Below are 833 nucleotides of genomic sequence, written 5' to 3' on the forward strand. Positions count from 1 at the left end.
CCGATCCGCGCCCGCGACGCCGGCACGACAGCACGCCTCGCCGCCGACGTGGATGGCGCCCTCGGCCCCGCCAGCAGCCCGCGGGAGTTGGACGCCCAGGTCAAGGCGCTGCGCAGCGTGCCCAACACCGCGATCGGCGACGCCGTGCGCAATGCCTCGAACCCGGTCGACATCCGTCCGGTGCTGTCGTCGATCGACCAGCGGCTGCAGACGGCCGTTGGCGGCGAGGCAGCCGCCCTACAGCGCGCTCGCGGGCTCCTCGCTCACGAAGACCCGCAGACCGGCTGGGTGACGATGGAGAGCAATCCGCAGCGCCTCCACGGGGTGAAGCAGGAACTCGACAACCTGATCAACTACGGGGCGCCGGAACTCGGGATCCAGCCCGGTTCTCTCCAGCGTCAGCAGAGCGCCGTCCGGGACGTGCGCGGGCAGTTGAACCAGCATCTGCGCGATCAGGTGCCGGGTTACGGCGCGGCCAACGACGCCTCGGCGCAGTTCGCCCGCCAGGCCGATGCCGCGGAGGCTGGATACAACGAGGTGATGCGTTCGGGGCCGACCGCTTTGTTCCCGCAGGATCTACAGGCGCAACTCGCGGCCATGTCGCCGGCCGAGCGTGCCGCCATGGCTCGGGGCAACCGAGCCGATATTGGCCGGATCCTCGGCACGAACGCCAACGACCTCGCGGCCTTGTCCAGCACCCTGCAGGGCGAGGGTGGGTTCAACACCGCCAAGATGGGCATGCTGCACGGTGAGGCGCCGACGCAGCAGGTCGTCGACGCAGTCGCCCGGGAGCGGGCCTTTGCGGACGCGAACCGGCGGATCGTCGAGGGGTC

General features: G+C 70.7%; 1 pseudogene. It reads left to right on the plus strand.

Annotated features, from left to right (window positions below):
• Positions 1-833 (plus strand): annotated as a pseudogene (locus tag MKK63_RS00005) (hypothetical protein); the annotation flags it as partial.

Origin of the sequence: Methylobacterium sp. J-088 (assembly GCF_022829295.1) — a bacterium.
In the GTDB taxonomy this organism is placed as follows: Bacteria; Pseudomonadota; Alphaproteobacteria; order Rhizobiales; family Beijerinckiaceae; genus Methylobacterium.